This window comes from Veillonella sp. 20925_1_51 (genome assembly GCF_041431445.1).
Lineage (GTDB): Bacteria > Bacillota > Negativicutes > Veillonellales > Veillonellaceae > Veillonella > Veillonella nakazawae.
On sequence record NZ_JAPVXT010000002.1, the window covers coordinates 94,369 to 120,696 of the forward strand.

25 protein-coding genes, 1 tRNA gene, 1 other RNA gene and 1 other annotated feature are annotated in these 26,328 nt (G+C 39.1%); all 27 genes read right to left on the reverse strand.

All coding sequences use genetic code 11. The features are described from left to right. Window positions 1-5: 5 nt before the first annotated feature. On the reverse strand, window positions 6-1,211 hold the full coding sequence (locus tag O3607_RS02920; RefSeq protein ID WP_024065674.1) for an MFS transporter: 1,206 nt from the start codon (window positions 1,209-1,211) through the stop codon (window positions 6-8). A 245-nt stretch (window positions 1,212-1,456) separates the two neighbouring features. Then, window positions 1,457-3,367, reverse strand: a complete 1,911-nt coding sequence (gene thrS, locus O3607_RS02925; protein WP_314363771.1) for a threonine--tRNA ligase — start codon at window positions 3,365-3,367, stop codon at window positions 1,457-1,459. A 72-nt stretch (window positions 3,368-3,439) separates the two neighbouring features. Further along, window positions 3,440-3,671: a binding site (T-box leader), on the reverse strand. 248 nt (window positions 3,672-3,919) lie between these two features. After that, the gene (locus O3607_RS02930; RefSeq protein WP_119209134.1) at window positions 3,920-4,909 is read right to left on the reverse strand and encodes a hypothetical protein; all 990 of its coding nucleotides are present in this window, start codon (window positions 4,907-4,909) and stop codon (window positions 3,920-3,922) included. A gap of 61 nt (window positions 4,910-4,970) precedes the next feature. Further along, the gene (locus tag O3607_RS02935) at window positions 4,971-5,246 is read right to left on the reverse strand and encodes a DUF4911 domain-containing protein (RefSeq protein ID WP_060923942.1); all 276 of its coding nucleotides are present in this window, start codon (window positions 5,244-5,246) and stop codon (window positions 4,971-4,973) included. Window positions 5,247-5,342: 96 nt separating this feature from the next. Next, window positions 5,343-6,584, reverse strand: coding sequence for a U32 family peptidase (locus O3607_RS02940; protein WP_119209135.1), 1,242 nt, complete (start codon window positions 6,582-6,584; stop codon window positions 5,343-5,345). Then, complete coding sequence (locus O3607_RS02945; RefSeq protein ID WP_105098738.1) at window positions 6,584-7,192, reverse strand: O-methyltransferase; 609 nt, start codon at window positions 7,190-7,192, stop codon at window positions 6,584-6,586. The genes O3607_RS02940 and O3607_RS02945 overlap by 1 nt, the downstream gene beginning before the upstream one ends. A 23-nt stretch (window positions 7,193-7,215) precedes the next feature. Further along, a complete protein-coding gene (mltG, locus tag O3607_RS02950) occupies window positions 7,216-8,622 on the reverse strand; it encodes an endolytic transglycosylase MltG (protein ID WP_119209136.1) in 1,407 nt (468 codons plus the stop codon). Between the two features lie 170 nt (window positions 8,623-8,792). After that, window positions 8,793-9,089, reverse strand: coding sequence for a DUF1292 domain-containing protein (locus O3607_RS02955; protein WP_005386121.1), 297 nt, complete (start codon window positions 9,087-9,089; stop codon window positions 8,793-8,795). A gap of 28 nt (window positions 9,090-9,117) precedes the next feature. After that, window positions 9,118-9,537, reverse strand: coding sequence for a Holliday junction resolvase RuvX (gene ruvX, locus O3607_RS02960; RefSeq protein WP_005386119.1), 420 nt, complete (start codon window positions 9,535-9,537; stop codon window positions 9,118-9,120). Beyond that, complete coding sequence (locus tag O3607_RS02965; RefSeq protein ID WP_371443300.1) at window positions 9,537-9,797, reverse strand: IreB family regulatory phosphoprotein; 261 nt, start codon at window positions 9,795-9,797, stop codon at window positions 9,537-9,539. Before O3607_RS02965 ends, ruvX begins: the two co-directional genes overlap by 1 nt. Before the next feature lie 154 nt (window positions 9,798-9,951). Further along, window positions 9,952-12,567 (reverse strand): alanine--tRNA ligase, encoded by a 2,616-nt coding sequence (gene alaS / locus O3607_RS02970; protein ID WP_371443301.1) that lies wholly within the window; start codon window positions 12,565-12,567, stop codon window positions 9,952-9,954. A gap of 216 nt (window positions 12,568-12,783) precedes the next feature. Further along, entirely contained in the window at window positions 12,784-13,593 is an 810-nt protein-coding gene (locus O3607_RS02975; RefSeq protein WP_060923946.1) for a C40 family peptidase, read from the reverse strand. An 82-nt stretch (window positions 13,594-13,675) separates the two neighbouring features. Beyond that, the gene (locus O3607_RS02980) at window positions 13,676-14,686 is read right to left on the reverse strand and encodes a glycosyltransferase family 2 protein (RefSeq protein ID WP_119209137.1); all 1,011 of its coding nucleotides are present in this window, start codon (window positions 14,684-14,686) and stop codon (window positions 13,676-13,678) included. 522 nt (window positions 14,687-15,208) lie between these two features. Then, window positions 15,209-15,586, reverse strand: a complete 378-nt coding sequence (locus O3607_RS02985) for a hydrogenase expression/formation C-terminal domain-containing protein (RefSeq protein WP_060923948.1) — start codon at window positions 15,584-15,586, stop codon at window positions 15,209-15,211. Between the two features lie 47 nt (window positions 15,587-15,633). Next, window positions 15,634-16,212, reverse strand: coding sequence for a HyaD/HybD family hydrogenase maturation endopeptidase (locus tag O3607_RS02990; protein ID WP_024066802.1), 579 nt, complete (start codon window positions 16,210-16,212; stop codon window positions 15,634-15,636). After that, window positions 16,205-17,014: a Ni/Fe-hydrogenase, b-type cytochrome subunit gene (cybH, locus tag O3607_RS02995; RefSeq protein ID WP_119209253.1), complete on the reverse strand. Its 810-nt coding sequence runs from the start codon at window positions 17,012-17,014 to the stop codon at window positions 16,205-16,207. Before cybH ends, O3607_RS02990 begins: the two co-directional genes overlap by 8 nt. Window positions 17,015-17,028: 14 nt before the next feature. Further along, on the reverse strand, window positions 17,029-18,930 hold the full coding sequence (locus O3607_RS03000) for a nickel-dependent hydrogenase large subunit (RefSeq protein ID WP_119209252.1): 1,902 nt from the start codon (window positions 18,928-18,930) through the stop codon (window positions 17,029-17,031). Beyond that, window positions 18,930-20,069 carry a hydrogenase small subunit gene (locus tag O3607_RS03005; RefSeq protein ID WP_060923952.1) on the reverse strand — a complete coding sequence of 380 codons (1,140 nt, stop codon included), beginning with the start codon at window positions 20,067-20,069 and terminating at the stop codon, window positions 18,930-18,932. Before O3607_RS03005 ends, O3607_RS03000 begins: the two co-directional genes overlap by 1 nt. A 277-nt stretch (window positions 20,070-20,346) precedes the next feature. Continuing rightward, window positions 20,347-20,676: a co-chaperone YbbN gene (locus O3607_RS03010; RefSeq protein WP_024064517.1), complete on the reverse strand. Its 330-nt coding sequence runs from the start codon at window positions 20,674-20,676 to the stop codon at window positions 20,347-20,349. A gap of 57 nt (window positions 20,677-20,733) precedes the next feature. Then, an RNA gene (gene rnpB, locus O3607_RS03015) (RNase P RNA component class A) lies at window positions 20,734-21,084 on the reverse strand. Between the two features lie 50 nt (window positions 21,085-21,134). Further along, entirely contained in the window at window positions 21,135-22,238 is a 1,104-nt protein-coding gene (locus O3607_RS03020) for a Nif3-like dinuclear metal center hexameric protein (RefSeq protein WP_119209250.1), read from the reverse strand. Window positions 22,239-22,243: 5 nt separating this feature from the next. Continuing rightward, window positions 22,244-22,981 carry a class I SAM-dependent methyltransferase gene (locus O3607_RS03025; protein WP_119209249.1) on the reverse strand — a complete coding sequence of 246 codons (738 nt, stop codon included), beginning with the start codon at window positions 22,979-22,981 and terminating at the stop codon, window positions 22,244-22,246. Between the two features lie 69 nt (window positions 22,982-23,050). After that, window positions 23,051-23,125 (reverse strand) — tRNA-Ile (locus O3607_RS03030). Window positions 23,126-23,191: 66 nt separating this feature from the next. Continuing rightward, the gene (folE, locus tag O3607_RS03035) at window positions 23,192-23,755 is read right to left on the reverse strand and encodes a GTP cyclohydrolase I FolE (protein ID WP_119209248.1); all 564 of its coding nucleotides are present in this window, start codon (window positions 23,753-23,755) and stop codon (window positions 23,192-23,194) included. An 88-nt stretch (window positions 23,756-23,843) separates the two neighbouring features. After that, window positions 23,844-24,587, reverse strand: coding sequence for a 4Fe-4S cluster-binding domain-containing protein (locus O3607_RS03040; RefSeq protein ID WP_119209247.1), 744 nt, complete (start codon window positions 24,585-24,587; stop codon window positions 23,844-23,846). Then, entirely contained in the window at window positions 24,574-24,912 is a 339-nt protein-coding gene (gene queD / locus O3607_RS03045; protein ID WP_004696395.1) for a 6-carboxytetrahydropterin synthase QueD, read from the reverse strand. Before queD ends, O3607_RS03040 begins: the two co-directional genes overlap by 14 nt. Window positions 24,913-25,141: 229 nt before the next feature. After that, a complete protein-coding gene (rpoD, locus tag O3607_RS03050; protein ID WP_060923956.1) occupies window positions 25,142-26,305 on the reverse strand; it encodes an RNA polymerase sigma factor RpoD in 1,164 nt (387 codons plus the stop codon). Window positions 26,306-26,328 lie beyond the last annotated feature (23 nt).

Below are 26,328 nucleotides of genomic sequence, written 5' to 3' on the forward strand. Positions count from 1 at the left end.
CTATATTATTCTAATTCTTTACCTTTAAGTTCAGGGATTAAGAATACAGTTGCTAGAATATCAAGTACGTAGATAATAGCTAGGAATGCAATTGCTACTTGGTAGGAGTACATAGAGATAATCATGCCTACTACCATTGGGCTAAAGCCGCCTACAGCACGACCGATATTAAATAGTACGTTTTGAGCCGTTGCACGAGCAGTTGTTGGATAGGCTTCTGCCATCAAAGCACCATAGCCACCCATCATACCGTTTACAGAGGCGCCTAAGATAGCACCGGCAAATAGCATGGCAGTTGGATCAGATAGTTGAGAGTAAATCAAAATAGATGCTACAGCACATACTTGGAATAGGATGAATGTAGGTTTACGACCTATTTTATCAGCCAAGCGGCCAAATAACCAAATACCGACCATCATGCCACAAACAGTAACCGCTGTCCACAAACCAGATTTTGTTAGAGAGAAACCTAATTGCTTACTTAAGAAATTAGGTAACCAAATCATAATACCGTAATAACCAAAGTTTTGAACAGATGTTAAAATAGCAACACCAATAGATGTCTTTGTAGTTCTTACATCTTTTACTAATAACTTGAAAGAGTTTGTATGTGAATGCTCTTTATCTTCTTTACTTTGTACAAAAATTTCTGGTTCATGTAGTTTCGCACGGAATACCCAAGCAACTAGTGCTGGAATAATGCCAACCATAAACATACCGCGCCATCCAATAATAGGAATGAGTAATGGTGTTAACAAGGCAGCAGCCAACACACCTAATTGCCAACCAAGGGCCACATAGCTTGTTGCTTTTGCACGATGTTGTGCAGGCCAAGCTTCAGCAGCGAGTGCCATACCAATACCAAATTCACCACCTAAACCAATACCTGCGATTGTGCGGTAAATAAGAAGATCCCAATAGCCTTGAGCAAAGGCACAAAGGCCAGTAAATACTGCAAATAGCACGATAGTCCAAGTCAATACGCGAACGCGACCAAATTTATCTGACAAGGTACCGAAGATGAAACCACCAAGTACGGCACCAACCAAGGTCCACGTCACCAATGAACCTGCTTGGCCAGTGGTCAAGCCTAAATCTCCAGAAATCAAGGTTAGCATAAAGCCTAAAATCAAGAGATCAAAACCATCCATAGCATAACCAATGGAGGAACCAATAACGGCTTTCCAGCCATATGAATTTACTTCTTTCATACTATTTCCTTTCGCTACTCACAGGTAACAATTAAAGAGATAGTCCCCACTATACAAATGGCCAACGCCTAGACTTAAGTCTAATGAAAGGCTTTAGTATATGGAGGCTAAATTTATATCTGTTTATTTTGATGCATATAAGAAATTAAATCTTATTTTGATGCATATAAGAAATTAGATTATAACAATTTCAAACATGACAACTCATCCATCGGTAATATTGATGGATGAGTCATAATAGTCAATTAGTTGCGTTCTTTAATTTCAATTTTAATGGAGTTGAAGAATTCGTCGAATGGAACTGTACCTAATTCGTCACCGCCGTGTTTACGTACGTTAACGGAATTATCTTCCATTTCTTTATCGCCAACAACGAGCATGTATGGAACTTTTTCCATTTGTGCTTGGCGAATTTTGTAACCAATTTTTTCGTTGCGATCGTCTACTTCTACGCGAACGTAGTCATGGCGCATTTGTTTTGCCAATTGGTTAGCGTATTCCACGTGTTTTTCGGAGATAGGTAATACTTTCACTTGAACAGGTGCCATCCAAGTTGGGAATGCACCAGCATAGTGTTCAGTCAAAATACCGATGAAACGTTCCATGGAGCCGAAGCATGCACGGTGAATCATGATAGTACGATGTTTTTGACCATCTTCACCAATATATTCTACGTTGAAGCGTTCAGGCAAGTTCATATCCAATTGAATAGTACCACATTGCCATGTACGGCCCAAGGAATCTTCGATATGGTAGTCAAGTTTAGGGCCGTAGAATGCGCCGTCGCCAGGGTTGATAACATAATCGATGCCTTTTGCTTCGATAGCGTTACGCAATGCTTCTGTAGCTGCTTCCCAAATTGCATCATCACCCATTGCATTATCTGGTTTAGTAGACAATTCAACATGGTATTTCAAACCGAATTGGCTATAGATACGATCGAACAATTCGATAACTTTCATCAATTCGGATTGCATTTGTTCAGGCAACATAAATACGTGCGCATCGTCTTGTGTGAAAGCACGAACGCGGAATAAGCCGTGTAGTGCGCCAGATAATTCATGACGGTGAACTAGCCCAAGTTCTGCATAGCGAAGTGGCAAGTCACGGTAGGAATGCATTTCGTTTTGGTAAACCAAGATACCGCCTGGGCAGTTCATAGGTTTAATTGCATATTCTTCGTCATCAATGATTGTAGTATACATATTTTCACGGTAATGTTCCCAGTGACCAGATGTTTCCCACAATTGTTTATTCAAGATGATTGGTGTGCGGATTTCATCATATTCGAAATCATGATGTACTTCGCGCCAGAAGTTTTCCAATTCGTTTCGAAGAGCCATGCCTTTTGGCAAGAAAAATGGGAAGCCAGGACCTTCTTCTTTGATAACGAACAAACCAAGTTCTTTACCAAGTTTACGGTGGTCCCGTTTAGCCGCTTCTTCAAGCATATGAAGGTATGCATCTAGTTCTTCTTTCTTTTCAAATGCTGTACCGTAAATACGTTGCAGCATTTTGTTATTTTCATCGCCGCGCCAGTATGCACCTGCAATACTTTGTAATTTGAAAGCTTTTACCTTACCAGTGGATGCCACGTGAGGGCCTGCACAAAGATCGATGAAGTCGCCTTGCGCATAGCAAGAGATAACAGCATCTTCAGGAAGATCTTCAATTAATTCTACCTTGTAGTCTTCATTTTTAGATTTGAAGAACTCGATAGCTTCTTGACGAGACATTACAGATTTAGTGATAGGCAAGTTTTCTTTTACAATACGACTCATTTCCTTTTCGATTTTGCCTAAATCTTCAGGAGTCAAAGTATGTTCCATATCGATATCATAGTAGAAACCTTTATCGATAGCAGGACCGATAGCCAATTTAGCTTCAGGCCATAAGCGTTTTACCGCTTGAGCCAAGATATGAGAAGCTGTGTGGCGCAAAGTATGTTTACCACCATCTTCTTCGAATGTTAAGAAAGCTACTTCAGAACCATCTACGAGTTCTTCGCGAAGGTCTGTTAATTCGCCATTTACATTAGCAGCAAGTACTTTTTTAGCCAAGCTGTTAGATAATTGTTTTACTGCTTCCCCAAGAGTAGTGCCAGCAGCGTATTCCTTTGCACTACCATCAGGTAAAATGATTTTTACATCTGCCATTTTTCTTTCCTCCAATTTATAAACTAGGATAGTTGGATTTTGGTAATAAAAAAAGACCCTCTATCCCTACAAACAAGGGACGAAGATCATTCGCGGTTCCACCCTAGTTAACTACCTATACAAATATATATGTATAGTAATTCACTTCATTAAGCCCGATAACGGTGGCGGCCGTATTTGCCTACTTAGGTTCGACAAATCAGTTTAAAGGGGGTAACTCTAATATATGTGTAAGGCATTTCCAGCATCTGCCTCTCTCTGGTACACAGGGATATGAGAATCATGTCCTTTGCATAACTTTTACTAGATTATAGTATCACAGAGAATTAAAAAATTCAATACGGTTCAATAGTAAATTTCATAAATTCTATAAATTAAAGAAACGCCTTCAAACACATCATATAAAAACGGCCCGATATAACTGATATGTACCCCTTTTACGGGTTGTCTATTAAGAGGGGTACATATCAAACTCGAACCGTTTATTAAGATTATCATATATACGCTAACCAATGTAGCTGTACTACAGCTCACTGTACATGAGCTAGATTATTAGCGTTTGAAGTTTGTAGATAACATAGCACCAATTACTTTTTCCAACTTACTATTGGAAAGATCTGGGCCTTTATATAATGTTAAGAGTACATCGTTAGAGTTATCTTGTTTAGATACCATCATAACACCACTACCACGTGCACCGTTATCGTCGTAATCTTTTGCTACGATAACGAGGTTCAAGTAATGATCCTTCATATATGTGTACACTTTACTTGTACGTGCAGAGGAACCAATCATTTTTGCCATGCTCATACCACGGTTGAATACGATTGTATTTGCATTATGTGGGTTTGCCGCTAATTGTTGTTTTTCCTCTTCATTTAAAGGCATGAGATTCACCATGAGGGAATCACCCATTTTACCACGGAACATAGCTGGCATTGTTTCGCGCACGTCTTCAGGAATACCTGTGTCAACAGTCAATTTTAATTCCTTAGGAACCGTCATGTATAAAACGCCCTTGCTATTGCGGCCTACCTCTGTTGTACTGAGGTCTACAGCGCTAAGCATAATGGAATCTTTAATAGTTGCTACTTGATTTGCCAATGGCTTTTCAGGAATGCCACGGCTTGCCAATTGCACGTCACCAGATTTAGTTTTTTTCAAGGTTTCTACATTCCAGTTAGCACCTTTTTTGTCAGCATCGCTAGCCTCAGTGAAAGCATTCGCCCCATCTTTTGTGCCTACATACACGTAAGTTTGCGCTGGGATAATTGTATCTGGCGCACCAGTTTTATTGAACGCTGCACCATATACAACATTAGGAATCACAGAGGAACCAATTTGTAAGTTGTTATTAGTTTGGCTTTCCACATCAAAGTTAATATTGCCAGTGAAGGTCATATCAGGACCATGATTGATAACTACTACATCCCCTGCTTGAGGAATGACAACTGGACCTACTGGGCCCGCCATAGCTACACCCGCCATAGAAACACTAAGGCAAGCTGTTAATAATGCACGTTTCAACATAGATTGTTTCATAGATATACTCTCATTTCTCTACTAGGTCTAAACAGTTTGATGTAATTATAAAAATATTATATTAATCCTCGATAGTGACATAATCCGATAGACTACTTAATAATTCAATAGCCAAGGGCCGTGTTGAAGGTGTACACCTTAGCATACAACGTCCATTTACATCAATAGATGTCATAACACCTAAGTATTCATAGCCTTCAATGATGCGATTGATATAGTTCGTATGCTTCGGTTCAAGATGAAAGTACACATACGCCTCTTCCCCAGAGGTTGCTAAATCTGGTACATCAGTAAATGCACCGATAGATTTACTCGGTTCTAAAGATGTACCACTCATAAGTCCTCCTACACATCATTACTATAAAATGTAAATGCTATACATGTCGCTAGTATAGGCATCCATTAGATATGTTTCTCGTTAATATACTACCTACTAAGCTTCTTTTGGTTTGCACTCACGGCGCATCATAGAATATGGCTCAAGTGGTGTATCCATGTAGATACGCACCTTCATTTGCGCATGAGGCGCTACGTCGATTGGATTACCATCTTCGTCTGTCATTTTTTCAATTACAGTTTCCACAAGTTCACCTTTAGGTTGGCAGAATTCTACTTTATCGCCTACCTTGAAGTTATTACGTTGTTCAAGATCAACGTATTTTTCTTCTTCGTTGTAGCCCATAACTAAACCGATGAAGTCATGGCTTTGTGTATTGGTAGATTTACCATAGTTTTGAGCTGTTTCATCAGGACGACCTTCTGCAAAACCATCTGTATATGGACGGTGAGAAATCTTTTCTAATTCTGCAATCCATTCTGGCCGAACATACCAATCTTTACCTTCTTTAAGATATGTATCGATAGCTGTACGGTATACCTTTGCTACTGTTGCACAATAGTGAACGGATTTCATACGTCCTTCAATTTTAAGGCTATCAATACCAGCTTCATATAAATCAGGAATGCGGTGAATCAAGCACAAGTCTTTAGAGTTAAAGATATATGTGCCATGCTCATCTTCTTCAATTGGATAATATTCACCAGGTCGGTTGGATTCAACAAGGGAATATTTCCAACGGCAAGATTGAGAACATTGACCGCGGTTCGCATCACGGTTGCCTGTCATGTAGTTAGACAAAAGGCAACGGCCAGAGTAAGAAATACACATGGAACCATGTACGAAGGATTCGATTTCGATATCTACATTATCCTTCATTTCTTTAAGGTCTGCTAAGGATACTTCGCGAGCCGCTACGACGCGTGTAGCCCCCAGTTCTTTCCACATTTGCACTGTATGCCAGTTTGTTGTAGATGCTTGTGTACTTACGTGAAGCTCAAGGCCTGGAGCCACGCGTTTAGCAAGGCTAAAGATACCCATATCGGCTACGATGATTGCATCAACGCCGATGCTTTCAAGGAATTTCAAATAGTCCTCTAAACCTTCAAAGTCCTCATTATGAGGAATGATATTACATGTAACATGGAGTTTTTTACCATGAGCATGTACGAATTCTACAGCTTCCTTTAATTCCTCGTCGGAGAAATTAGAGTTACCTGCGCGCAAGCCAAAACGTTTGCCTGCACAATATACAGCATCCGCACCATAGCGAATCGCCATTTTAAGCTTGTCCATATTACCGGCTGGACAAAGCAATTCCATAAAATGTTCTGCCATTATTTGTTGTGCCCTTTCCACACACTCACACTCATACCATCACCCATTGGATAGATGGTGGTGTTAAACAATTCTTTATTTTCAACATACGTTAAGTATTCCTTTAACCGTTTTACGATAGTCTTAAACCGTTTTGGCGGCTCCTTATCGCCTCTTACATAGCCTCTAAAAAGTACATTGTCTGCAAGGATAACGCCTCCTTCTTTCACATGAGGCAAAATGAGCTCTAATTGCTTTAGATATTGCCCCTTAGGACCATCTAAGAACACTAGATCATATTCCCCAGTGAGTTCCGTTAAGACTTGAGACGCATCGCCTTTCAACAATGTAATTTTATCGGCATAATCGGATTGGTTAATATAATATTTCGCCATTTCGTGACGCACATCATCTAATTCAATAGATGTAATGTGTCCCTCCTCTTTATCGAGTAGCGGAGCCATCAATAAAGCTGAGTAACCAATGGCGGTGCCCACCTCTAACACAGAGGTGGGCCGGTACAAACCTATTAATTCTTCAAATAGATGAACCTCGGATTCACGTAAAATCGGTACATCATTAATCATCGCATAAATACGCTGTTCATTTAAAATATTATTTAATGTCATGAAAGTAGATTCAATCTCCTACATTATTTATTGCTATTACCACTAGGAACTACCAACGTAGAACGATCCACAGATTCAGCTGGCTTTACTTCAATATGAGGTACTTGTTGTGTACTTGGTACAACATTTTGCATAGATTCTGGAGCAGGTGTTGTAGTCGGCACATAAGAGTTAGCGCTAGATGATTGAGTTGCTGGTGCAGATTGAGCTGGTGCTTGTGGAGCTGGTGTTGGTGCTGGAATTTCAGCAGCTGGAACCGTTGTTGGTGTATATTTGTACGTAGGTTCCACATTAACATATTGAGAATCTGCTTCCACCGCTTCTTCAGAGCTGTAATTGTAGTTAGGCTCTGTCGTTGCCACAGCCACGTCATAGTTAGGACCAGCTTGTACTGCGGCCTCTGTATTAGAGGATGTAGCCGTATCATTACCATAGATTTTATGAACTTCCGCCAAATGTTCTTCATATGTTTTAGAGAAGTGGTTATGTCCATCTTTATCTGCTACAAAGTATAAATAATCTGTATCTTCAGAATGCAAGACTGCATCTAATGCTTTTTTACCAGGGTTCGCAATTGGACCAGGTGGCAAACCTTTGGATACATATGTATTGTAAGGGCTTTGTAATTGTGTATCACCAATAGTTACATCTTCTTTTGCATAACCTAGTACATAGGAAATTGTCGCATCAGATTGCAATGGAATACCATGGGCTAACCGTTTTTTAAATACCCCTGCAATTGTTGGACGATCTGCATCAAATAAAGATTCACGTTCAACAATGGATGCCAATGTTACAAAGTCATGAATACTCATGTGTTGAGCTTGAATTTGTTTCTTCACAGCCGGTGTGAGGTAACGATTCATTTCGTCAGCCATCATTTGAATCACTTCACGTGGCGTTGCACCTACTGGAATTTCATAAGTACTTGGGAATAAGAAGCCCTCTACCGGATATGTAGCAGGTCTTGTACCTTTCATATATGGATATGGTACAAAGGTCTTTGCTTCTGCTAAGAAATCCTTTGCCTTCATAATTTGATTTTTTTCAAGAACGATAGCTATATCACCAACTGTGTATCCTTCAGGAATTGTAACACGAATAGATTCTACATGACCTTCTTGTAATAAAGAAATGAGTTCTCGCACAGTTACCTTGTTAGGAATTTGATAGTGACCAGTTTGAAGTTTATCATTGGTACCGCTCAAATATAACCAAAGCTTAAATCCTTGTGTGGAACGAATAAGACCTCGTTCATAGAGCATGTCTGCAATTTCAGTACCAGTCTGCCCCTTTTCGATGACAAGTACCTGTGTACCATCATCTTGCGCAAAGGTATTTGGCACTAAATAAATTGCTCCCAAACCACCTGCGATGATTAATACGCCTACAATAATAAGGATTAAAATATATCTTAAGGCTTTTCTCACGACGTTGAGTTCCTTTCTGTAACATAACAGTATTTATCATCTTATTATACCATAAAGTCCATATTTCCCCTATATAAAAGGACATTATCATATTATGGGCATCTTAATATATAACAAATAAAAATAGCGTATTGCCCAAAGACAACACGCTAGATTTATAAAGAAAACAACTACTCGCCATCTTCCATTTCTTCATACAATTTTACTAGAGTCTCAAAAACTTCATCTTCTTCATCTAAAGGTACGTATACTTCTACGCCTTCTTCATTTTTTTCGATGCTAGCCAAGATCATGTATGTGTCATCTTGACCTTCGTGGTCTGCCTCTTCGTCTTGTACATGTACAAGAACTGCATACTCACGACCTTCATGGTTTAGAACAACATCTTCTGTGAAGTATTGTTTATTGCCGTTTTCGTCTTCGAATTCTAAATAATACACTTCACCTTCAAAGTTTTGGTCAACCATTGGAAACCCTCCTTGTGGAAAAAAAGATTTATTTATTGAACTGCAAGCGATCTAAGTATCCTTGCAAAATTACAACCGCTGCCATTTTATCAATAACGGATTTACGCTTTTTACGACTTACGTCAGCTGCAATGAGTTGGCGTTCAGCCATAACCGTAGATAACCGCTCATCCCAATATGAAACAGGTAAATCGATGACTTCTTTCATCTTTTCAACGAATTCTTCAGTCTTTTCAGCTCGTTCACCTTTTGTACCATTCATATTCTTCGGCATACCTACTACAAGCTCATGTACTTCATATTCAGCAATGAGTTCTTGTAAGCGATTAAAATCTTTTTCAAGAGATGTTCTACGAATGGTTTCAATACCTTGTGCTGTCATGAGCAGTGCATCACTACAGGCAATACCGATAGTACGGCTGCCCACATCTAATGACATAATTCTCATTATAGTTGTTTTGCCTTTGCGTATTCTTTCAACAATTCCTCAATCAAGTCATCCCGCTCTAAACGACGGATATCAGAACGTGCATTATTATAACTTGTAATGTACGCTGGATCTCCAGAAATAAGATACCCTAAGATTTGATTGATTGGATTGTAACCTTTTTCGTGAATAGATTGATAAACACGAGTAAGAACCTCTTCAGCTGTCATCGGTTCATCGTCTACTTTACGGAATAACATAGTTTCATCAGAAACCTTCATCGTATCCCTCCTTTTTATTACATTGGCAGGTTTCACTGTAAAAGTGAAACCTCGCCTACTATTATACTTGAATTAAAGGTACAAAGTCAGTAACTTTTTATGCATCATAAAATTTTTCTATAACAGATACAAGTATAATTATAAAATTATATGCCTATTGTAACATAGATGTTAAAGCTTCACCACCAGCTTTTAATGCTTCCATCAATTTAGCTGGTTCTTTACCACCTGCTTGAGCCATATCTGGACGGCCACCGCCATTACCACCAGCTACTTGAGCTGCTGCTTTTACGATATTACCAGCTTTAGCACCTTTAGCCACTACATCTTTGGATACTTTACATACAAAGTTAACTTTATCATCGCCCATAGCAGCACCTACGAGGACTACGCCAGAACCATCTAATTTATCAAGGCCCATATCAGCCATATCACGTAACTCATCAATAGAGGAAGCTTTTACAGCAGCCGCTACAAATGCAACGTCACCAATCATTACCTTACCAGCAATGATATCTGCCGCACCAGCTGCAGAAACCTCCTTGCGAATTTGTTCTAATTCTTTAGCAGTTTCTTTTGCTTCAGCCAATACTTGGTGTAAACGTTCTTCTACTTGAGGTGCTTTAGTTTTAAGCTCGCCTGCCATACGTTCGATAGTCAAGCGATCATATTTTGCTGCATCTAGAGCTGCGCGACCTGTAATTGCTTCAATACGACGTACACCAGAGCCGATACCCGCTTCAGATGTTAAGCGGAATGAACTAATGAAAGCTGTATTACCCACATGAGAACCGCCACATAATTCAACGGAGAAACCAGGAACCTCTACAACGCGAACTACATCACCATATTTATCACCAAAGAGTGCCATCGCACCTTTAGCTTTTGCTTCGTCCATAGACATTTCAGCAATAGCTAAATCTGTAGCTTTTAAAATCTCTTCATTTACAAGAGCTTCAATTTGATCAAGTTCCTCTTGTGTTACAGGAGAGAAGTGAGTGAAGTCAAAACGCAAGTAATCTGGAGTTACTAAGGAACCTGCTTGGTTAACATGCTCGCCTAGAACCTTTTTCAATGCGGCATGTAACAAATGTGTTGCTGTATGGTTACGAGCCATAGCAGCACGGCGATTTGTATCTACTTCAAGCGTTACATCATCGCCTTCGGAAATGGAACCTTCCACAACAGTACCGATATGGTATACAGTGCCTTCAGGTAAACGTTTTGTATTATGAACCTCTACCTTACCCATTGGGCCAACGATAAAGCCTGTATCACCTAATTGACCGCCCCCTTCAGCGTGGAATGGTGTGGTGCGTACGATAACAGTAATTTCATCGCCATCAGCAGCTGTTTGCAAACGTTCAGAGCCTTTGCCAATCATTAATACGGAAGAAGCAGTTACAGCTTCATCTTCAAGAAGCTCTTCGTCTTTCAAGAATGTGATGTCAGGTGTTGCTACCTTAGCATCTTCTTTTACACGAGCTTCACGAGCGCGTTCACGTTGTTCCTTCATAGCTGCTTCAAAACCTTCATGGTCGATTGTAAAGCCGCGTTCAGAAGCAATTTCTTCTGTTAATTCCCAAGGGAATCCGTATGTATCATATAATTTGAATACTTCTGTACCAGGCACTACAGTTGCTTTTTCAGCAGCAAGTGTATCAATCAAAGAATTCAACAATTCAAGACCTTGTTCCAAGGTTTGGTTGAATCGTTCTTCTTCGTTTTGTACAACCCGTTTAACGAAGTCTTGTTTCTCAGCAATGGATTTAATACCAGGGCCAAGAATATCTACTACTACATCAATAAGTGGTGTTAAGAAGATACCTTCAATACCAAGTAAACGGCCATGACGTACAGCACGACGTAAAATACGACGCAATACGTAACCACGACCTTCGTTAGATGGCAATACGCCATCGGAAATCAATGCAGTTACAGCACGAGCATGGTCAGCGATAACCTTTAAAGAAACATCAGTATTTGGATTTTCGTTATATGTAACACCAGCGCGTTTAGCTGTAGCTTCAATAATTGGGAAAATCAAATCTGTTTCAAAGTTTGTTTTACAACCTTGTAATACGGAAGCCAATCGTTCAAGGCCAGCGCCGGTATCGATGTTTTTATGTTGCAATGGTTCATAAGAACCATCTGGCATTTTATTAAATTGAGTGAATACTAAGTTCCAGATTTCAAGATAGCGATCGCAGTCACAACCTGGTGCACAGTTAGGATCATCACAACCATGTTCAGGACCTTGGTCGAAGAAGATTTCACTATCAGGACCACATGGGCCTTCACCGATTTCCCAGAAGTTATCTTCAAGGCGTGTAATATGACTTTCTTCTACGCCACAATCATTGTGCCATGTATCATATGCTTCTTGGTCATCTGGATATACAGTAACATACAATCTATTTTTATCGAGTTTAATAACTTCAGTTAAGAACTCCCATGCCCAGTGAATTGCTTCTTTTTTGAAGTAGTCACCAAAGGAGAAGTTGCCAAGCATTTCAAAGAATGTATGGTGACGAGCTGTGCGACCTACGTTTTCAAGGTCACCTGTACGCATACATTTTTGGCTTGTTGTAATACGATGACAAGGAGGTACCAATTTACCTGTAAAGAAAGGCTTTAATGGCGCCATACCTGCCCCAATCAATAATAGAGATGGATCGTTTTCTGGTATAAGAGAAAAACTATCTAATTTTAAATGTCCTTTGCTTTCAAAAAACTGCAAGTATGCTTGACGCAGTTCATTACCCTTCATGTGTATATTCCTCCTAAAATTATTTACTCTTCATTATATCGTAAAAATGACATAAAATCTATTAAAAACATTGAGATTATGCGGAATTTACCGACTTTCACAATAGCAAATATAAGGATAAAATTCAATATTTCTAGAAATGAGAAAAAGAGGTTATACAAATCAACAGAACATAATTGATTCGTATAGCCTCTTTTAAAGCTAATATGTATTGGTTTATACAACGCGTTTTGCGCCGATATAGCGTTCACCCCAATAGCCAGTATCAAGATCTGCTACTGCTACACCACGACTGGAAGTGGCGCTGATGAACTTGCCATCACCAATATAAATACCGGAGTGAGATGGACCTGGTTCATATGTTTCAAAGAATACCAAATCCCCTGCTTTTAAGTTCGCACGAGAAACCTCAACACCTACGTTATATTGTTCATCTGCCAAACGTGGTAAAGAAATACCTTGTTTTGCAAATACATATTTAACGTAACCAGAGCAGTCAAAACCACTTGGTGTAGTACCACCAAATACATATGGTACACCGCGATATTTGTCTGCTTCCGCCAAGATAGCATGAATGCTACTTGGTGTTTCGTTTTTCGTAATATTATTTAATTTAATATTTTTGCCAGTAATGGATTGACCAGCAACACGCCGAGATGTCGCATTGTTGTTTGTGAAAGCGGATTTTGTTGCTACTGCTTTAGTCGCAGCATTTTGAGTCAATACTGCCTTCGTAGAACGAGGAGCACTCATCAATGCATTATACGTAGCAGGACCTACAATACCGTCCACTGGTAAGCCACGATCTTGTTGGAACAGACGAACTGCCCATTTCGTTTCTTTACCATATACACCATTTTTATCTGTAGCATTATAACCGTGTTTAATTAGTTGTTGTTGAACCGCTGTAACACTTTTGCCCTTATCACCATATTGTAATGTTGTTGCACCTACCATGGCTGTTGTGGCACACACAAAAGTTAATGTTAATGCCGTTATTTTAACCTTACTATATTTTGACTTCATATGCTTCCTTTCCAAAACTTTTAAAGTAAGTTATTTATTCAAAATATACTAACCGTCTATTTATTTGCATTCACAAATACAGCTAGTCTTCTTTGCTTTTGTTAGTATAAGTCTCAGGTGCCATAAACACATCTGCACTACTTGGTCCAAGTAATGGAGCATCTTCGTGCTCATCAAAGTTTATAGCTGACTTAACCCAATACAAAGGCCGTTGCTTCACCTCTTCAAAAATACGACCTACATACTCGCCAATAATTCCCAGTCCGACGAGTTGAATTCCACCAATAAACAAAATTGATACGCCCAAGGTAGTCCATCCATTCAAGGCTTGTCCCGTAAGATATACATACAAAAGATGCAATATAAGCAAGAAGCTTAACCCACCACATAGTACACCGACGTACAAGGCAGCCCGTAAAGGAACTCTTGAAAAGGCGGTTACCCCATCGAGAGCAAATCGTATCATTTTACGCACACTAAACTTTGAGACACCTGCAAAACGAGGTGGCGCCACAAAGTGCAACTCAGCTTGTCTATACCCCAAGGCACCGACAATACCGCGCAAGAAACGACCATGTTCTCTAAACCGTTTCAATGTGCCCAATGCTTTACTATTCATGAGACGGAAATCAGATCCACCTTCAACAATAGGAACATCGGCCATTTTGTTCATTAGTTTGTAATAATACTTAGACGTGAAAGATTTAGCCCAACTAGCATCTTCAGTTGAATCGCGTATGGTGCGCACCACATCATAGCCTGACTCCCACAACCTAACAAGTTCAGGAATCAAAGCCGGTGGATGCTGCATGTCACCGTCCATTGTAATAACTGCATCTCCATGAGCATAATCAAGACCACAAGTAAGCGCAGTCTGATGCCCAAAATTACGAGCAAGCAATAACACTTTGACATGTTTATCATTGTAAGCAATTTCACGCAATATCATAGCTGACGAATCACTAGAACCGTCGTCTACGAAGATTAGTTCATAATCGTACGTGAGTCCTGACATAACATCAGTTACAGCTTTATAAAAATTCGCTATGTTCTCTTCTTCGTTATATACAGGCACTACAATAGAAAGTAACATAAATCCTCCAAAGTATTTTACTCACATATTTTAAATTAATTAGTAAATTAAGGCAAATCGCCAAGGTTAACAATAGGAAAAATAATATCTATAACCCCAGTAAACATGCGATTTCTACAAACTCTATAGACATTTCTCTTCATTTATCCCATATATAAGCATGATGAATAAGTTATTATTTTACTTATCTAAATAACTACTCAATAAACCGTATTATAAAATAAATTTATATCACTAAAAATCAATGAAATACAGTTAATTACTGATTTAATCGTTAATTAATCAAAATATCAAATATATTTTTCGCTACAAATATAAGGATCTCAACCGATTTCATCTTAAATTCATAAAATTTGAAATAATTTTACTAATCACTCTGTGCATAAATCAATCATATATGCCCTAAAAGATGCATAAAATACTAATAATATAAAAAACTAACATTATGCTATTAATAAAATAAATTTACTAGAATCTTTTCATCAATAGAGAAGAAAGAGACCCTTATCAGGGTCTCTTTTATTATAGGCCAGCAGCATCAATCCAAGATTGTAAATCTTCCTCTGCAAGCTCCATATCCTCTTCATATGCACCAGCCACTACAGGATACTTCGAAACCTCTACGGTGTGCAAAATTGAATCATCTCGGCCATTTTTAAAGGTTCCAATCCAAATTCCAGAGAATTGAGATTCATACCACTCTACAGGCTGATCAGTTTCATTGAAGTTAATCGTAATATGACCACGGCCAAGTGTTTCTAATACTTCCACTTGTTCTTCTTCTGTGAGCCCTGTTTTCTCAATATAAATTGAATATGTCTCACCCGTTTCTCGCAAGTTTTTAAGAGCTAAACGCAACTCATTTAAAACAGCGCGAACATTACTATAATTCTCAATCATAAATACTCCTATTAGAGATACTCTTTATATCCTATAAACGCATTATTTTAAGTATTAAGCTCTGCAGTTACGCCCCATTCTTGTAGAACATGTAATACCCGCTCTTTTACCTCTGGTAATGCTCGTTGTACAGGCGCACTAGGTTCAAAGCCAATTTCTAATGATTCTGGTTCTACGCCAATAACCACTGCATCCTCTAATGGATCCTCTTGAATAGCACGGATACGTAAAATATCTTGCATCCCTACTTCATGTACAGAAATATGCTCTGTAAAATATTGTTCTAATTCCTTATGAGGAAACTCATATATAGTTCCTGGTGCTTCTCCACCATTGATAGCATCTACAAGAAGAATTTTCTTCATTCCACGCATATAGGTAAGTAGCTCCATCCCCATTGTGCCACCATCAATAATGGAAATGGCTGGTGTAAATGTGAAAGATTCTTTCAACTCTTTCACTACATGAACACCTAATCCCTCATCAGTAAGCAATATATTCCCTACGCCAAGTAGAACAATTTCATTATTCCCATCATCATAAAGGCTATTTAAATCAATACGCGGACCCTCAGAGTCCGCGTATTGTTCCAAGCCACTGATGATATCAGTACTTGTATTAGTCATTATCTTGTAATTCTCTTTCTCTAGGATCGTTAGGATCACTTGGACGATATGTAGTACCAGATGGTTTATCGATACGTTCACCACGACGGCGTTTACCGTTTAGATCTTCAATATCGATTGGATCATGCGCATAATACTTCATGCCGGAAACCATAGCAGATACTTCGCCGGATTCCTCCATAACGTCTTCTCGGAATGCCATGTACACGTGAACGATAGTAAAGAACAAGAATCCCCACGCAATATAGTGATGAATAATGTGAACCTTATATTCACCACCAAATAATGTAACAACTGGTGCGAATAGGGTTCCTAGAATACCATTAGGATCCACCATAGAATACATTGTTAAACCCGTTAAGATTTCAAAGAAAAACATTACATATACCATCATATATGCAGTTCTTGCTAAGGAGTTACGAAGCCAATGATGTTCGTGTTTTTGTGGAATCATCAAATAGTGCAATGTAGTTTCTTTAAGACCATACCAATACCGTTTTTGGCGGAATTTAGGTAATAATCTATCTCCTCGATTCCAAAGAGCTCCTGCAAATCGGAAAATAAAGGAGCATGTTAAGATAACCCCTGCAATGAAATGGATACGACGCATAGTTTCCATAGAGAACCAGCCATCAATAGCAAAGGTTGGCTCTGGATTACCTGTGATAGCCGCAAATCCTGGATCACCAATATATAGGCCTGTCCAGAATAATGCAGTTACGCTTAGCACCATAGTCCAGTGGAATATGCGCAGCCATAGACTAAATACGACATACGCCTTTTTGTCAGTATGTATTAACATAAGCCCACCACCCTTTATTTACACAATGCATCTGTATTGACGGAAACAATTTTTTCGCCTTTTTTATTGTATAAATGGGTTGCACATGCGAGACATGGGTCAAAGGAGTGAATTACCTTCAAGATTTCAAGTGGTTTATCTGCAATTTTTACATGTGTATCAATCATGGAATCTTCGTAGGCACCATGTTCATTTGCTGCAGTCTTAGGACATGCATTCCATGTGGATGGTACGATACATTGATAGTTTGCAGAGCGTCCATCTTTAATGTGAATCCAGTGGCCCAAACCACCACGAGGTGCATCTACAAGTCCAACGCCTTTAGCATCTTTATCCCATGTATTTGGCTCAAACTTAGTTGTATCAGCCACTGTAGTATCACCATTTTTAATGTTCGCTACAAGTTTATTGAAGAAGTATTGGCTCATATTTGTTGCTACTTGTGCATCAAGGCCACGACAAGCTGTTCGACCAACCATAGTAGTCATCCATACGTGAGCAGGTACCCCTAATACTTGAGATACTGTATCGATTTGACGAACAATCATAGACTCTGCCCAAGTTGGGTCTTTAATGATACCTTGTTTTACTTTTGTATATACAACGATATATTTTGCTAATGGGCCAACCTCTGCAGTTTTACCTTTGAATGTTGGGGATTTAATCCAAGAGTATTTTTTATCTTCATCAAGGAATTCCCACTTTTCTTTTGTACCAGATTTAGGACCTGTAAACTTAGGATCTGTAACACCCTCGATAGGATGAAGAGAGCTTTTACCATCTGGATATGTGAACCAGGAGTGATCAACCTCTTCACTAAGGTATTGAGGATCCATAAAGTCTTTACCTTCTAATGGAATAAATGTAGCTTTATCTACGCCTAAAGCAAAGTTTTCAACTACACCATTGGAGCGAACCACACATTTCTTATGGTAATCACCATTAGAAATGCCAGAATATGTATCATCTGGGTAATCACCATAAGACATAACACGTTTTTTCGCTAGGCCACCACCATCGACCATGCCCTTTTCTACATACATTTTGCCAATAGCCAATAAATCTGGAACATAGAAATTATCTACTAGATCTTTAGCCAATGCAATAGATTGTTCTACCGCAGCAAGACGTTGTGTATTAATAGGTGCATTCATGTCATTCATTGAAATGGCGCATGGCATACCACCAACAATGTAATGTGGATGAGGGTTTTTACCACCAAATACAACGTGTGGAATAACGATATCACGTTGACGGTCAAGAATATTCAAGTAATGGGATACGGCCATCAAATGAACCTCTGGTGGCAATAAATTATAATCAGGATGATCCCACCATTGAGCGGAGAAGATGCCTAATTGACCAGATTCTACGATTTTCTTAACCTTTTGTTGTACCGCTGCAAAATAGGCAGTGGTAGCTTTAGGGAACTCTTTAGGATATGCAGAGTCTTTAGACGCAGTTTCAGCTGGCGCCAAACCACTTACATTATAAGTAGCTAATACATCATTTTGTAATTGTGCAGTTTTAGCTGGATCTGCACTAAGAGCTGCTACTGGGCTAACCCAGTCAAGAGCATGCAAGTGATAGAAATGTACGATATGGTCATGTACATCTAAACAGCTATGCATGATATTACGAATATAGTTTGCATTTTTAGGAATGGTAATACCAAGTGCATCCTCTACAGCACGTAACGCTGCCAACGCATGTGTTGTAGTACATACGCCACAAATACGTTGTACGAAAGCCCAAAGGTCACGAGGATCGCGATCTTTAGCAACAAGTTCGATACCGCGCCAAGCAGTACCAGAAGACAATGCGTCCTCTACCTTACCACTCGCTTCATCAACTTTTATTTCTACCCGTAAATGACCTTCAATACGGGAAATCGGATCTACTACTACGCGTTTCATTAGTGACCTCCTCCATTATTATGTTTCTTTTCGTCCCATAAGCCTTCTTCTTTTAAGCGTTTTTCTTCTTTCATATCAAGAATTTTATTACGCGTAAGAGTTGCAGCACCATGAACAATAACAGCTGCAGTGGCACCAACAGCAGCTACGGTACCGATCGTATCAGCAGTTGTGATGGTTTTAGCCAATGGAATATCTGGTAAACGTTTATAGAATACGTCATTATCCCAGAAGCCCTTTTCAGAGCAGCCAATACAACCGTGACCGGATTGAATTGGGTAGGATAACCCATTCCACCAACGCAAGTTACCACAAGAATTATATGTTTGAGGTCCACGACAACCTACTTTGTACAAGCACCAACCAGATTTGGATGCATCATCATCAAATTTTTCAACGAATAGACCAGAGTCAAAGAAGGCACGACGATAGCATGTATCGTGAATACGATTGCCATAAAATTGTTTAGGACGGCCTTGAGAATCAAGAGGTGGGATTTGGCCGAATAATGCATAATGCATAATTACACCAGTCATAACCTCTGGAATTGGAGGACAGCCAGGAACTTTGATAATAGGCTTACCAGATACAACAGAAGATACAGATACTGTATTTGTTGGATTTGGTTTAGCCGCTTGAATACCACCCCAAGATGCGCAAGAACCATATTCAATGATCGCTGCTGCACCTTTAGCCGCTTCTAGTAAAGACTCTTTAAATGTACGTCCACCTACTGTACAGTAAACACCATCTTCATCGAGTGGTACGCCACCTTCAACAGCCAAAATATATTTGCCTGCTTTTTCTTTAATGATTTTCTCTAAATGTTCTTCTAATGGTGCACCAGATGCAGCCGCCAAAGTATCATCATATTCAAGGGAAATCATGTTCAAAATTACATCGGATGTAAACGGAGAAGATGAACGAATGAATGATTCACTACAACCAGTACATTCATGACCATGTAACCAAATCACTGTAGGCAATTCAGTTGTTTCAGCTGCCTTAACAACGGTATCTAACATCGTTGGTGGCAAACCGAGAATAGCGGTGAGTGCTACACAGGATTTCATAAATGTGCGTCGACTCAAACGTCGCTCTTGGAAGAGTGTCCATAAACTGTTTATACGATTCTTCACGGAATATAGCCTCCTTACAACAACTTTGCGCAATATATCAATATTACTTAATAAACTACAACCATTATGATAATAATCATACTATGATAATTAATTTTACCATTCAATATATCATAGCTATTATGATAACAATCATATTCTTACAACTTTATTATATCACTTAATAAATGTTAAAACTACAGATTTCAAACAAAAAAGCTGTATACAAGAAAATTTATTCAACTTGTATACAGCCTTGTATTATATGATATTGTAAAAAATTTCAATTATCACTAAATTAGATAACTTCCTTGATTAGAGACTCAAGCACATCAGCTTTCTTGTAACCTACAAGGGAATCAAGCATTTTGCCATCGCGATAGAATACCATGGATGGAATACCATCAATGTCTTCTTTCAACAAAACGCCACGAAGATTTTTATCTTCTGCATCAACACTAAAGAACGTTACTTGTCCTTTCAAACGTTCTGCTACCGCTTCTACCTCTGGACGCATAACAGTGCAAGGTTCGCACCAGGCAGCCCAGAAATCAACAATAGCTAAACCTTTAGAGCCAAGTACTTTTTCATCAAATTCTTGTACACTAGTAATCGCTGTAATTGCCATGAAGTTCTCCTAACAAAGATCTACAATCTTATATACTATAAATTATATCTTAAATATGGAAGCAAGCAATCAATAAGCCGAGTTCTGTTCCGCTTGCGCGGTGACGATTATCTTTCTAGGCGTACAGTCGCCTGCACGCTCGAGCGACACAACCCGGAAGGTAGGCGGGACCACCCTTAACCCTTCCCTATTCGGTCTTGCTCCGGATGGGGTTTACCGAGCCAGCCTGTTACCAAACTGCTGGTGAGCTCTTACCTCACCTTTCCACCCTTACCACTGATGTGGCGGTTTCCTTTTCTATGGCACTTTCCCTAAGGTTACCCTCGCCAGACGTTATCTGGCATCCTGCCCTATGGAGCTCGGACTTTCCTCGAGTCCCATGGACTCGCAACCGTCTTTCATACTTGCTTCAATTCAGTTTATCATAGCTAGCCTATTTGTTGCAAGAAAATGCAATATTATAAGAAAAAGAAATCATTCTGTTCTGTAAAAGCTTTCACAGGAACAGATATATCTTTACTAAGTAAATAGTCACGTAAACCCCTAGCAACAATAGATTCTGTGCCAAAATGTCCTGCATCAACTACAAGCAATCCAAGCTCTTTAGCTAATTGTGCATCATGATATTTCACATCGCCTGTAACATATGCATCTACACGCAAGCGAGCTGCATCCTTAATAAATTCAGCACCGGCACCAGAGCATAGTGCTATAGATTGAATTTCTTTAGGCGCTATGCCAGCAAAACGAATATTAGCCTCTGGTAATGCTTCCTGTACCCATTCACGGAATGTATCTAAATTTAAGGCGTTTGGTAATCTACCAATACGACCTAAATATTGAGTTGCCCCTTTCGGCTCAAATAAGGATAGCACCTCATAAGCGACCTCTTCATAAGGATGTGCATCTTTCATAGTTTTAATTACGCCTTGTAAATGCATTCCATCCACTAATGCATTAATTTGTACTTCTGGTACTACTGTCATAGATCCCGCTTCACCAATTACAGGATGAGAGTTATCATTGCCTACAAAACGACCTTCACCATGAGCACTAAAACTACAGTATTCATAGTTACCAATGCGTCCAGCGCCAGCATTCCCCATTGCAATACGGACCGCATCAGCAGCATTTTCCGGTACAAAAGTGGTTATCTTATACAATGTATCTTCACCAGTTTTGATAAAGCCTTTAATATCTATAAGACCTAATCGTTCTGCCAACATATCATTCAAGCCACCAGATGCAATATCAAGATTTGTATGTGCACTGTAAACGGCAATATTATGTTGAATCAGCTGATTAATCATTTGCCCTTGCGCCGTATCACAAGACAATTGTTTTAAGCCCTTAAAAATCAACGGGTGATGACTAACAATTAGATTACAGTCATGTTCAATGGCATATAAAATGGCCTCCGCTGTTACATCTAATGTAGTTAACACGCCTGTAACGATAGCATTTCTATCACCCACCATGAGGCCTACATTATCCCAAGATTCTGCATAAGAACGAGGGGCCAATTGTTCCATTAATGTAATAACTTGTTGAACTGTTGTCATAAAGCTCACTTCTTTCTATCTTCTAAAAGTCCGTGCAGAAATTTTACTTCACGCTCTAAATCCTTATATTTATCTGTATGGCTCAATTGCTCAGTCATACCGTCTAGTGCACATTGCCGTTGATATATTAAGTACTCAATATATTTCGTCCAAAGTGATGGTCGTTCATGTTCCAAAAGAGCACCTACAGCCCATAATAATGAATCCTCTGGCAATGATTGATAAACATCTACGTATTCAGTCATGCCCGTATACGCTTCTACCTGATCATTACGCACTGCTAAAAATGCAGTGTATAGCTTTCCTGCATCTTCAACGATGATTTCAAGGACGATAACATAGCCCTTTTGTACCATATATTGACGTAATTCTTTTTGTCCATTCTGTGGTTGTAATACGTAGAACTCTAAAGGCTCTGGACCAGCATCTACAATATCGCGCATGAGGTATCCACCCATACCACAGCAAATAGCACCATTTAATTCGCCCTTCTCTGTTACCTTTAGACCATCCCCTAATCGACAATCTACTTTAGAAGTTAATCCACAAGATTGAACATATTCTTTTGCAGATTCTAAAGGTCCTTTATGCACGTCGCCAGCAATAACAAATTCAGCACGATTACGGTTGATGAGTTCTACTGCTAAATATCCATGATCAGTACCAATATCAGCTATAGCATGAGCTTTTGGTACGATTGAAAACACCGCCTCTAAGCGATCCATCATAGGTCTAGGTTCCATAATTCCTCTATTATTATATATAAAAATAACCGCCCTTGAATCCTCAAGGACGGTAGATATCAACATAATTGGTGGGCCCACCTGGGATCGAACCAGGGACCGACCGGTTATGAGCCGGTTGCTCTACCCCTGAGCTATAGGCCCACAGTTAGTTTCTAGCTCATTAATTATACCGAATAGGCTAGTACTAAGTCAAGGCACACCGTATTTCTATGACTGTTTCATGAGCATAAAACGATGAATCATATTGTCTTCGTTGAACACACCTTTTGTAGCCAGTGTCGTCGTTTGACTATCGGTAGATTTAATGCCCCGTGCACTCATACAGCTATGAGAGGATGTAATATGAACAATCACATCTTCAGAGCCTGTTGCTAAAGAGATTACCTCAGCTATATCTTCTCCGATTTTCTCTTGCAATTGCAAACGCTTACAACACATTTCTGCAATGCGAGGAATCTTAGATAAGCCAATAACTCGACCTTTCGGAATATAACCGATACTAATGCTCATATCATACATGAGCGCCATATGATGCTCGCAATGAGAGAAGCAAGTAATATCCTTTACTACTACCATTTGATTTGTATCAACTGCAAAGGTCTTGCCATACATTTCAGCAATCTCTGCATTTGTATACTGAATCCCTTCATATACTTCTTCCATCATTTGTGCTACGCGCTTTGGTGTTTCCAGTAAGCCTTCTCGGTTAGGGTCCTCTCCCAAGGCTTCTAGTAATTGATATATAAGTGATTCTATTTTTTCTGTATCCATATTTTCCCCTTTATATCAAGATGTCATCATATCTCAATGCATCATACTTTGATTACATAGGATACTGATTCGATACATCCTAACTACACTATACACCTTTCGCATCTGGATCCCATACAAATTTATGAATTTGCAGTTGGAATCGTACATTCTGTAAATTATATGTTTTCATATAATCGATAATGGATGCTGCTTCAATTTTTCCCCACACAGGGGATACATAAATTTGAGCCTTTGTAGGATGTTCATTAATGATACGACGCATACAGTCCAAGTCCTCTACAGAACCTACTACAAATTTAATTAAATCTTGTCTTGTAGAAACTTTGAATATATCTAAATCCATAGACTCTTCTGCCAAAGATGATGGCGTCTTGTAATCGTAGGTAAACCACACATTGTCTCTGTGAAAGCTCGGTATAATGGTGCCATTCGTTTCAATATTGAAATCGTAAGGACTTTCATCAGCTAATACACCTTGAGTGCCTTCAGATAATTCATTTCTCACAGTCGATTTTTTAACAGTACACGATTTATCCTCTAGTTTAGTAGATTTACGACGATTTAATTCATCGATTAGCTCCACTACAGCAGCTTCTTGTAATAGTGGCTCACCACCAGTTATGGTAATTCGATGATTGCCTAAACTTTCAATAGCATCAGCTACCTCTTGTACGGTCATATCTGTGAAAGTACTATCAATGCCATAACTATAAGTGGTATCACAATATGAACAGCGGATATTGCAGTCATGAAGACGCAAGAATGTTGTCAATAAGCCTTGTCGACTACCCTCCCCATCAATGGAGCCGAAAATCTCAATCACGTTCATAAATAGCCGTGTTCCCTTCAGACTCTTGAACCTCTACTTTAAAACATTTCGGTCCTAACTCATCGGCAATCCATTTCGCCATATTTTCAGCCGTAGGATTGATATCGCCTAATACATCATTGATATGACGATGATCTAAGCGGCCGTGAATCTTTTCTTTAATAATAGTAAAGTCAATAACCATGCCATTATGATCTAATTCTTCAGAACGAGCATGGACAGTAATAATCCAATTATGTCCATGTAGATTTTGACACTTGCTAGGATAATCTAGTTTTAATTGATGAGATGCACTTACCTCTAAACGTTTAGTAACTGTAAACATTGTATCTCCTAAATCCTTCATTACATTTCAATATATTACTATCAGATTATATCGATGATTCTATAATTGTATAACTCTAGCGCTAGTAAAACTAATAAAACTAATAGAGTCATTAGAACTATTAGAAATAATCATAATTTTAAACATTACTAACCTTTATTATAACACAAAAGGGCTGTAACACAGTGCTAGAGAACACTGCATTACAACCCTTAAGAGATTCAATATCTTATAAGAAGTCTTTAATTTTATCGCGTTTACCACGATTGCGCAATTTAGTAAGCGCTTTGCCTTCTATTTGACGAATACGTTCACGAGTTACATTGAAATGTTGACCTACTTCTTCCAATGTACGAGGTTTGCCGTCCTTTAAACCAAAGCGCAAGATCAATACTTGTTGCTCACGGTCAGTTAAGCATGTAAATACATCTTCAATTTGTTCTTGTAATAAGATGTAGCTAGCTGCATCGTCTGGAGCAATAGCATCTTGGTCCTCAATAAAGTCTCCCAAGTGAGAGTCTTCCTCTTCACCAATTGGAGTTTCCAATGATACTGGCTCTTGTGCGATTTTTTGAATTTCACGCACGCGCTCTACCGTAATGCCCATACCTTCTGCGATTTCTTCTGGTAATGGTTCACGACCTTTATCTTGCAATAATTGTCTGGAAATACGAATCAATTTATTGATTGTTTCTACCATATGTACAGGAATACGAATCGTACGAGCTTGGTCCGCAATAGCACGAGTAATAGCTTGACGAATCCACCATGTAGCATATGTGGAGAATTTATAACCCTTTGTATAATCGAACTTATCTACAGCTTTAATAAGGCCCAAGTTACCTTCTTGAATCAAATCCAAGAATAACATGCCGCGACCTACATAACGTTTTGCAATACTTACAACTAAGCGCAAGTTAGCATCTACCAATTTTTTCTTAGCCTTTTTGGCAAGTTGAATATCTTTATATGTAGCATCTTCTGCTGCGCCAGCTTCAATTTGCTTTGCTAAAACGATTTCTTCATCTGCAGAAAGCAATGGGACACGACCAATTTCCTTGAGATACATACGTACAGGATCATCAATGTTAACACCAGAGTCTACACTTAAATCGATGGAGATATTCTTTTCATTAGGAGTATCTTCTTCATCCTCTTCTTCTGGTTCTATTGGCTGAGCGTCCGCATCCTCACTGTCGATATCAGCCACTACTTCAATATTTAATTTACCAAATGTAGTATAAATATCGTCTAATTGTTCCGCAGTAAGTCCAGTCTGCTCATGAAGAGCATCTGAAATCTCTGATTGTGTCAACACGCCGGTTTTTCGGCCTTTTTCAAGAAGTTGTTCTACAATCTCCTCTATTTGACTTTTTTGTACTTTCTTAGCCACAGCGCTCTCCTTCTTACATTATA